At 43.5% G+C, this 9,554-nt stretch carries 8 protein-coding genes and 1 pseudogene; all 9 read left to right on the forward strand.

Features of this window, described 5'->3' with window-relative positions; all coding sequences use genetic code 11:
• Nucleotides 1-219, forward strand: a pseudogene (locus tag ACFIKE_RS06970) (hypothetical protein); the annotation flags it as partial.
• A 235-nt stretch (nt 220-454) separates the two neighbouring features.
• Entirely contained in the window at nt 455-1,633 is a 1,179-nt protein-coding gene (locus ACFIKE_RS06975; RefSeq protein WP_375648853.1) for a YbfB/YjiJ family MFS transporter, read from the forward strand.
• 95 nt (nt 1,634-1,728) lie between these two features.
• The gene (locus tag ACFIKE_RS06980; RefSeq protein ID WP_375648855.1) at nt 1,729-3,597 is read left to right on the forward strand and encodes an FAD/NAD(P)-binding protein; all 1,869 of its coding nucleotides are present in this window, start codon (nt 1,729-1,731) and stop codon (nt 3,595-3,597) included.
• An 88-nt stretch (nt 3,598-3,685) separates the two neighbouring features.
• On the forward strand, nt 3,686-4,927 hold the full coding sequence (locus tag ACFIKE_RS06985) for a hypothetical protein (RefSeq protein ID WP_375648857.1): 1,242 nt from the start codon (nt 3,686-3,688) through the stop codon (nt 4,925-4,927).
• 14 nt (nt 4,928-4,941) lie between these two features.
• Nucleotides 4,942-5,151 (forward strand): 2-hydroxymuconate tautomerase family protein, encoded by a 210-nt coding sequence (locus ACFIKE_RS06990; RefSeq protein WP_015856802.1) that lies wholly within the window; start codon nt 4,942-4,944, stop codon nt 5,149-5,151.
• 86 nt (nt 5,152-5,237) lie between these two features.
• The gene (locus tag ACFIKE_RS06995; RefSeq protein ID WP_375648864.1) at nt 5,238-6,437 is read left to right on the forward strand and encodes a phage tail sheath family protein; all 1,200 of its coding nucleotides are present in this window, start codon (nt 5,238-5,240) and stop codon (nt 6,435-6,437) included.
• A 3-nt stretch (nt 6,438-6,440) separates the two neighbouring features.
• Nucleotides 6,441-6,959 (forward strand): phage major tail tube protein, encoded by a 519-nt coding sequence (locus ACFIKE_RS07000; protein ID WP_015856800.1) that lies wholly within the window; start codon nt 6,441-6,443, stop codon nt 6,957-6,959.
• Between the two features lie 41 nt (nt 6,960-7,000).
• On the forward strand, nt 7,001-7,414 hold the full coding sequence (locus tag ACFIKE_RS07005; protein WP_375648859.1) for a hypothetical protein: 414 nt from the start codon (nt 7,001-7,003) through the stop codon (nt 7,412-7,414).
• Between the two features lie 131 nt (nt 7,415-7,545).
• Nucleotides 7,546-9,554, forward strand: a 2,009-nt coding sequence (locus tag ACFIKE_RS07010) for a phage tail tape measure protein (RefSeq protein WP_375648861.1), incomplete at its 3' end; no start/stop codon positions are given.

Genomic DNA, 9,554 nt, shown 5'->3' on the forward strand with positions numbered 1-9,554 from the left:
AATTTAAGAGCAGAATGGGCGCGTGCGCAAAGGCTTGGGCGTGATCTGTCTTTAAGTTGGATACTAAGCCGCTTGATGGTTGAGGGCGTTCACCATGTGAACATAACGCAACCTTGTGAGGATATTTTGGTCGCACCTGATGAAGTGGTAGCTTTAGGAGAGAGTATTTTTTCAAAGGGGGGTACGCTTATTGATGTCCTCGTTGTTATTGCTGCTTAATTTCAGCCATTATTTTTCTGAAAAAGAAGCTTTGTAGGGAGAAGAGCATCCATGGAGCAAGGCGTAAAACGATGAAATGCATATAACGGATCCGGTAATGTTGACAATAATCGTTAAATATGTTGCTCTGGCTACTTAAACAAATGGCTAGATTGGCTTTTATTCTCTGAGATAAGTGCTATTGTTGATGAGATAGAATGCGGATGAGCGAATTATTAGTTAAGGGATTAGACTAATGGGGGGAAAAAATAATCGTCAAGATTTGAGTTATTTCAAAATCGCTGTATTCGGTATGATTATTATGATTTTGGGGATGGGGATTGGGCGATTTTTCTATACGCCGGTATTTCCGGTTATGTTGGATGAAGGATTGTTTACCTTTAAGCAACTTTCTTATATAGCTAGTGCTAATTATGGCGGTTATTTAGTTGGGAGTATGTTTTTTTCGTTTTGCAGAGTTGGGAATATATCCCGTGCTCCCTACATGCTATTTGGTGCAGCTATAGTGACGAGTGCACTTATTTTTGCCATGGCGTTAACAACAAGCTTTTACTTGGTCTTCTTTATCCGCTTTGCTGCCGGTATCGCGAGTGCAGCAATGATGATTTTTGGTTCTATTACGGTTATGCAGCATACTCATAAGCTGTGGGTTATTGCTTCGCTTTATGCAGGTGTGGGAGTTGGTATTCTACTGGGTAATGAGTATGTTCTTATTGGTTTGAGTAAATCGCTGAACGCGAAAAATATTTGGTTTGGAGCTGGTTTTATATCTGTTGTATTGTTGCTCTTGTTGTTTATTTTATTTCCACGTCGTGTTGATGCGTCTCAATTTTCTGGTAATGAGTCATTGGCACACGAAAATATCGTTTGGTGGGAACTCGCTCTGATTTATGGGCTCGCTGGGTTTGGTTATATTATTGTCGCGACATATCTTCCTCTGATGGCGAAAACATTTAATTTCCCACTACTCGCTAACCACTTATGGTCGTTTGTTGGAATAGCTATTGTTCCTAGTTGTTTCATTTGGTTATGGGGAGCCCATCGGTGGGGGGTATTACGTTGTCTGATGCTCAATTTGCTTATCCAAGGAGGATGCGTATTACTGACATTATTCAGCCAGTCTCTTGTACTGATAGTTCTCAGTTGCATAGGGTTTGGATTTACTTTTATGGGGACGACCTCTCTAGTTATGCCGTTAGCTAAGCGTTTATATGCGCCGTATGGCATAAATCTGCTAGGCTTGGCTACCTTAACTTACGGCTTTGGCCAAATATTAGGACCTCTCTTGACGAGTTTTTTACAGTTTGGTTCACATGCCATTACGCTTTCCGTTATCTGTGGTGCTGTAGCGCTTTTTGCTGCTGCTGGAATCTGTCAATATTGTCTTTGTAAAAAGGTCGTTGGCGTTTCATAAACCCGCAATTTTCACTAAAAAGTCGAAAGAATTTATTACGTTCTTTTTGAAACATTTTGTGAAAGTCAAATTATTCTAATAGGGGAGATTACAGAATGCTTCACTCTACAGTCGCTATTTTGGGCGTTGGTCCTCGTGGGATCAGTATTCTCGAACGCTTGCTCACACTTTATTCCCATTATCCATTTTCTGGGAACATTGATATTTTATTGATTGATCCCAATGAGATGGGAACCGGTACCCATAGTGTGCATCAGCCAGATCATTTATTGGTTAACACTGTCGCTTGCCAGATTACTTTATTTGGTGATGATACAGTTAAGGGTGTAGGGCCTATTCGTAAGGGACCGAATTTCTATCAATGGGCTATTCAACAAGGTTATCGTAATATTAACGGTGTCTTTTCTCGTACAGAGCATAATGTTGGGAAAGAAATCAAAGAAAATGATTATTTATCACGTCGTTTGTTAGGGGAATACCTGTCTTGGGCTTACCAAGAGCTCACGCAAGATTTACCTTCCGGTATTCGTATTAAGGAGATCCGACAAAAAGCTATCAATCTCCATATCCACCAAGATAATAAAACGGATATTCTTTTGGAAGATGGCTATCGTTACAGTGTAGATTTTGTTTATATTACCACGGGTCACGGTAAGAATACATATTCATCGCATGATGAAAGCCTGCAACAGTTTGTGGCTGGTCATCAAATGAAAAATGCGCTTTTGAACTATTATTCGAATCCTTATCCAATTGAAAAGTTGGACTCTATACAATCTCAGTCTCGTGTGCTGGTGCAGGGAATTGGATTAACTAGCTATGATGTCTTGTCGCAATTGACTTACGGTCGCGGTGGGACTTTTACTGAAAATGCTGGACAATTGCACTACATGCCAAGCGGCAAAGAACCGAAGATAGCTCTATTCTCCCGTCAAACATTACCTTTTAGTAGTCGCGGGATTAATCAAAAGGGTGGTAGTGGGCAATACATACCATCATTCCTTACTCTTGATGCAATACATCATCTGCGTAAGCAATCCAGCATTGCTAACGGTTCTCCGAAGCTGGATTTCGAAACGCAGCTTTTACCTCTGTTGCTTAAAGAAATGTGTTATGTCTATCGAAGTACGCAGCTGGGGCACTGGCTAGACCCTGAAACCTATGTTGTTACTTCCAAAGACGAGCAGTGTATTCAAGCGTTGCTGTATCCTCATCGAAATAAAATATTTGCTTCTTTGAATGATTATACAAGATTCTTCATGGAGCATTTGAAGGACGATCTTCATTCTTCCGCTGCAGGTAATGTCGATGGCCCAGTGAAAGCTGCTACAGATGTGCTACGAGATGTCCGTGATATCTTACGTTCAGCAATTGATTTTTGCGGGTTAACGTCTTCATCTCACAAGTACTTTATTGAATATTTTAATCCAAACTTTAACCGTATTTCTGTCGGCCCACCGATGCAGCGAAACCAAGAGTTGAAGGCTCTGATGGAGGCTGGTATCGTGACTTTGGCTGGCGGTCCTTCACCTAAACTTGTTCTCAATGCTAGTACTAGCCGTTTCGAAATTCAGTCTGTTTTCCAAGATGAAAACAGTTCAGTTGATGGAGATGTGCTGATCACGGCCAAGATTGATAGTTTTTCTCCGTTGCGTGATGAGTCTCCTTTTATCAAAAATTTGGCTGCTCAGGGTATCATCCGGCCATTTATCAACCAAGGATATCATCCTGGTGGTATTGATATTGACTGTCAGCAGCATCCTATAGATACTAAAGGACAAGTACAAAATACATTATGGGTGGTAGGTAATCCAGTAGAGGGGCCCAATTTTTATACATATATTTTGCCTAGGCCTTTAGTTAATTCGCGTGCACTGCGGGATGCAGGGCGCTGTGTCACTGACATGTACGAGCAGCTTCTTAATCGCCACTCAGTCAAAGATTCAACAATTAATGTACATTGATGATGTAAAAAGCTTCCTGATACGCATGTCCTCCGTATCCGCTATAATAGCGATGCTGATGCTATTCATTTTTCTTATATCTATCTCAATGAGAACTTGGTTTCTTATTCCATTGGCTGGAGTGACTGTTTTCGGTTATTTGCTTTTGACGATACCATACTGGTGGTTGAAGGGGAATGCACGCAGTGGTGTGTTCATCCTGTTGGCTTGTACTTTAGTGCTGATATGGCGTTGGCACTTTCCTGATGTTAGTACTGTGCTTGTGCGTTTTACGGATGTCTTTTGGCTATTACTCGCCATGGGATTGTTGCGCCATGTGATGAATATATGGTGTATTTCAGAATTTCTCTCTGAACGGTTGATGCGCTATGGAAAGGGTTCGCTTACCCTGTCCATAGCAATACTGACTGCGTTTCTAGCTTGGCCGATGAGTTTGGGGGTTATCCCCCTAATGATTGATGCCTTGAAGAAAAGTGTTTTTCCCTCTCGCCATTTGGCCGCTATTGTGATGCGAATGATGAGCATCACAATGGTACTGATGCCAACCAGCATCGGTGCAGCAACAGTTTTCGCTGCTATGCCTAGAACACCAATATTCACATCCGCTGCTTTAGGGATACCACTTTTTCTATTCAGTCTGTTGTTGTTGTGCATTTCTCCTGTTGTAGCGCTAGCTAATCCGATTATTTGCGATGAGAGGAGAGCGAATAAAGAAGGAGAGAGGTTAAGAATTTGGATTTTTTTGATATTGTTCTGGCTAACATTTATCGTTGCGTTGACAGTTATCAGGTTGAATGCACTAGAAAGCATTGCGTTGACGGCGAGCATTCTATATGTCCTTGAGCGTGGGAGTTCACGCAGTGTTGATTTTTTGACTCCTTTGGTGGCAGTGATACGCAGTATATCAAGTGAAATCCTGTTGTTGCTAGGTTGTAGCCTGCTAATATCTACTTGTGATTTGCTTATTCCTTTGTTGCCGGTGACGTTTAGTCACTCATTGGCATCACTCTCTGTTTGGCAGCGCTATGCCTGTATTCTCTTCGTATTGCCAATTTTCAGTGTAGCAGGAATTCATCCTATGGTGCTATTTAGTTTGGCATTTCCCTTACTAGGGTCATCGATAACTTATGGGGTTACGGATTATTTGGTTTGGATTTGCTTCTTTATTGCAGCTCAACTCCTTTCTCCTGTATCAATCAATGCTATTTTTGCTTCCAGTAGCCTGCATATTTCACCGGTGGATACAAGCTTTAAAATGCATAGTTATTATGTATTAATGTTTAATCTTTTTGCGTTCATTTATTTGAGCTTTTTTGTACAATATTTTTAAATTATGGAGATCTTATGCCTTACATAAACATTAAAATTACTAATGAAGGGGTTACCTCTGAACAGAAACGACAACTAATAGAAGGGGCAACTCAATTATTAGTTAATATTCTGAATAAAAATCCGAAAACGACGGTTGTAGTGATCGATGAAGTGGAGACAGATAATTGGGGTATTAATGGTGTTCCCGTCACAGAATTAAGGAAAGATCAAAATAAAGAATAACTCTGTGTATTTGACAATAATTTAAGGTCAATAGGGTTAATCAATGTAAAAAATCACGTTCTTAAGCAACATTTGATCAGAGCGCCATTGGGGCGGTTGTTACAGCCCCTGATGCGGATGCACAGACCTATCCCCTCGACGAGCCTGTGTTAGTTTTTACACATGAGGGTGAGAAAATCCAAAAGCTTGGGACAAGAGGCACAGCTCTTGATGTTATCAATGCCGTGCGTGCGCAAGGGATTGAGGCACAAATTATTCTTGTGCGTGTGGAGGAAAAATCAACCATTGCTGAGACGCAAGCCGAAATGATGGGATCCAATACTCACTTGACTGGTGTGCATGCTTTATCGCATGCTAGAGGTCATTTAGGGGTAGAGCCTGGGATTTTATTGGCACCGGCTTATAGTGCAGGGCGCTTTGATAATGGCAAAAACCCCGTGGCGGATGCATTGGAACAAGTGGCAGAAAAGCTACAAGCGATTGCCGTGTTTGATACGGGGGGTAAAAATGCGGAAGAAAGCCTTGCCTATCGTGCAGATTTTTCCTCACGCTTTTGTTACCTGATTGATCCCTTTGTACGGGTGGCAAATAGTGATGGGGGTGTTAGTGTTAAACCCGCAAGTCCTTTTGCGGCGGCGATGTTTATCAAACGTGACAAGCAAAGGGGCGGTGTTTTTTGGTCTCCTTCCAACCAAGATGTTAAAGGCATTTTAGGCACGGCACGCCCGATTAGCTATTTTGATGGCGAAATCGATCATGAGGCAAATCGCCTTAACCAAGCCGATATTGCGACCTTTATTCCCGCACGACTTAGTCAAAATGCGCATGGAAAAATTGCTGCCAATGGACGTATTTTATGGGGGAATCATACCACCTCCAGTGACCCATTGTGGCGTTTTGTCAATGTGGTGCGCACCCGTGCAGCATTGGAAAAAACGATCATCAACAGTTTCCGCCCTTGGGCGAATGATGAGAATCTGACCGGTCAACATGTCATTGCCATTACCCGCTCTTTGACCAGCTTTCTTGATGATCTGATTGCGCGTGGTGCATTGCTTGGTGGGAGGGTTTGGTTTGACCGCGATTTAAATTCCAACAGCACTTTACAATTGGGAAAATTGCGGGTCGAGTTTGATGCGGAAGAAGTGCCACCCTTAGAAGATTTGAGTTTCGGCAGCCGGCGCAATAGCGCTTATTTTGACCGTTTGGCGCAAGATATCCAAAAGAAAATGACTTATCAATTTGGCGATACGCTTGAAACTTATCGCAAAGCAGCAAGGAGTTAAAGCATGACTTTACGCATTGTACGCGGTTTTACCTTGATTGTTGATGATGATGTGAATCTTCACCTTGATCTTGAAACATTGAAACTGCCCACGTTAGAAGAAATCACCGAAACCTATCAACCAGGCGGCTCTGATATGCAAATTGATGTGAGCGGTCTTGGTGTGAAAGCGCTAAGTTTACAAATGAAAATCCGCAGTCACACACCCGAAATTATCGGTATCTTTGGTGGTCCTCCTGGTCTTCGTCATAAATTCACCGGAAAAAAACATGTGATCTCTGAAGAAGATGGACGCGAGCATGAGCATTCCATTGATGTCACGGGGCGCTTGGTCAAAGTCGATAGCGAAGGCTTAACAGCTGGAAAAGCGACAGGCTATGATTGCGAAATCAAAAATGTTTGGGACTATACGGAATTTTGGGATGGCTCTGTTTTGCACCGCTTTTCTTTTAAACGGGGCGGCTGGCTTGTCCGCAATGGGCAAGAGATCGGTTCTCGCCGCCGCTCTATTCTCAATTTATAAGCTCTCATTATTGATAGGGTTCTCATTTATAGGAATTGATCATGACAAGTTTACAAACCAGCATTGACGTGGAATTGCAGGTTCCGCTTCTTTATCAGGATAAAGGAGGCAAAGAATCTCTCTGCAAGAAACTGACCTTTTATCGCCCAAACTTCAAGCAAGCACGCCAATTAGCGGTGTTGATTGGACCGCAGTTGGTAGAGCTCGTTCTACCCGCTGTAGAAGAGGATAAAACAACATTGGGCAATGATATTCTTGTTCTTAAGCTTTGTGAGGCTTTATTTACCCATGAGGCTATGGAAGGAATAGCCGTGCTTTTAGCCGATATGTCACATGAATCTATTGAATTGATTAATCGTCTTGATGTTGTTGACATTATGGCTGTTTTCAAGGCTTTTTTTGCTTTTTTTACGCAACGCCAATCCTCTCTGCCAGACAATTTGGGGCAGAACTAGCCCTTTATTATCACTGGGCGCCTTCAGAAATTAACCAGATGGATTGGCTGGATGTGATTGCCTATCGAGAAGAACTCGCACGCCTTAAAGCCCAAGAATATGAAAGCCATCAGTTAGGATAAAGAATCGTCATGGATGTTTCCCTTGTTGTGCGTTTTGTCAATCACCTGCAAGAGGGGATAGCTTCTGCCAAGCGTGATCTTGCAGCCTTCAGTAGCGATGTTGCGCATTTCCAAAACAAGACAAGGCAACACTTTAAAAATTGGTTTGACCCTGAACATCTTGAGGATGCGACAAAGAATGCGAAAAATGCTTTTATCCAAGCGCGGGGGCGTATGGTGGGTGCCATTGCGCAAACAGCAACCTTAATTGCACCGCTCTATAAAGCCATGCAATTTGATCAATCGATGAAGGGATTAGAAAAGGTTCTGGATGCCCCCCTTCATCGCTTAAAGGAATTGCGCCGTTTTGCGCTTGAAACCTCCACTAAGATTCCGCTAGCGGCACGTGAAGTCTTAGAACTGATGACCAGTGCCAGCCAAGCAGGGATTGGCGAACAAGATCTAGAAGCTTTTAGCATTTATGCTGCCAAAGCGGCTGTAGCTTTTGATATGACGGGAGATCAGATTGGGGAGCGCTTTGCCAAGTTGCGCAATGTCTTTAAGCTTAATCAGGCAGGGATTGAAGATTTAGGCGATGCTATCAATCATCTCTCTAACCACATGGCCGCCAAGGCAAGTGAAGTGTCTGACTTTACCAATCGTGCCACCGGTGCGGCAACCATGTTTAAGCTCACCGCGCGGGAAACAGCAGCTTTTGGTACGGCGATGATTTCTGCTGGGATTGTTCCAGAGAGTGCCGCGCGTGGTTTTAATGCCATGAGTGCGCGCATTCAGGCAGGGGGCAAACATATTGAAGATGCTTTTGCCAATATTGGGCTTTCTCGCGAAAAATTCATGCAAGATCTGGACAAAGATGCCACCGGTACCTTGGTACGCTTTTTTAATGTGTTGGGTAAATCCGAACAGGGGATGCGTTCGCTGATTGCCATTGCTGGGCGCGATTTTACTGGTGATTTTGCCAAATTGGTGGGCAATCCCGAATTGTTAGGGCAAGCTTTAGATTATGTGAAAGATCCACAAGTCTTTAAAGGTTCGGTAGAACAAGAAGCAGACAAACAAGCAACCGGTGCCATGCGGCAATTTGAATTGTTGCAAAACCGCATTGTGGCTTTAGGGATTAGCATTGGTGAAGTGCTTCTGCCCCCCCTCAACAGTTTGATGGAAAGTGTTGGCAATTTTACCAATGGGTTGATGGCGTGGGCGAATGCCCATCCCACTTTAACAAGCGCCATCATCAAAACCATTGCTGCCCTTATGGCTTTTAATATTGCTCTACGGGTTTTGCGCTTTACTCTTGCCGGGACACGCCTTGGGCTTCTTCAATTGATCACGTCTTTTATTAAGCTTAGAGTACTCAGTCGTGGTGTTGCTGCAAGCTGGCGGGGCTTAGCAGCCGCAGGGCGCTCGCTGGGCTTGCTAACCGCGGGTCTTGGGGCAAGTTCACTCCGACTCTTACGCCCCATGACCTTGTTGGTCGGGGCTTTACGGGGGATTGCTGTCTCAGGAAGTGCATTTGCTGCCTCTTTTGGCTCTGTGGGGACAGTGATCGAAGTGGTTGGGGCGGGTATTTCCTCTGTTGTGGGGGGTATTTTTACCCCAATAGGGGCTGTGGTTGCTGCTGTTGTGGCTGTCATCCTTGCTGCTGGTTTTGCTTTGTGGAAATATTGGGATCGTTTTTCTTCTTTTATGAAGGGCTTTGCACGGGGGGTATCTCGGGCTTTTGGGCAAGCCTTTGAAGCCGTCATGCGCTTTTTTGGTGCTGATACCACCACCATTACGCGTTGGAAAAATATAATCGCCAATGCTTTTGATCTCTCTCAAGTTTGGCAAAAGTTTAAACAAGAGCTTTCCTCTGTTGCCGAGTGGTTTGGCAATTTGTGGGAGGGCGTTAAACAAAGCTTTTCCAACTTTTGGCAATGGTTGAAGAGTTTTTTTACACAGGAAAAGCTCTCGGAGAGTGCCAAGGCTGGTATGGAACAAGCGGGCGAAGATCTGGCTAATTCGATTGTCGATGGCTT

The organism is Bartonella sp. MU70NMGDW, from assembly GCF_042194085.1.
In the GTDB taxonomy this organism is placed as follows: Bacteria; Pseudomonadota; Alphaproteobacteria; order Rhizobiales; family Rhizobiaceae; genus Bartonella; species Bartonella grahamii.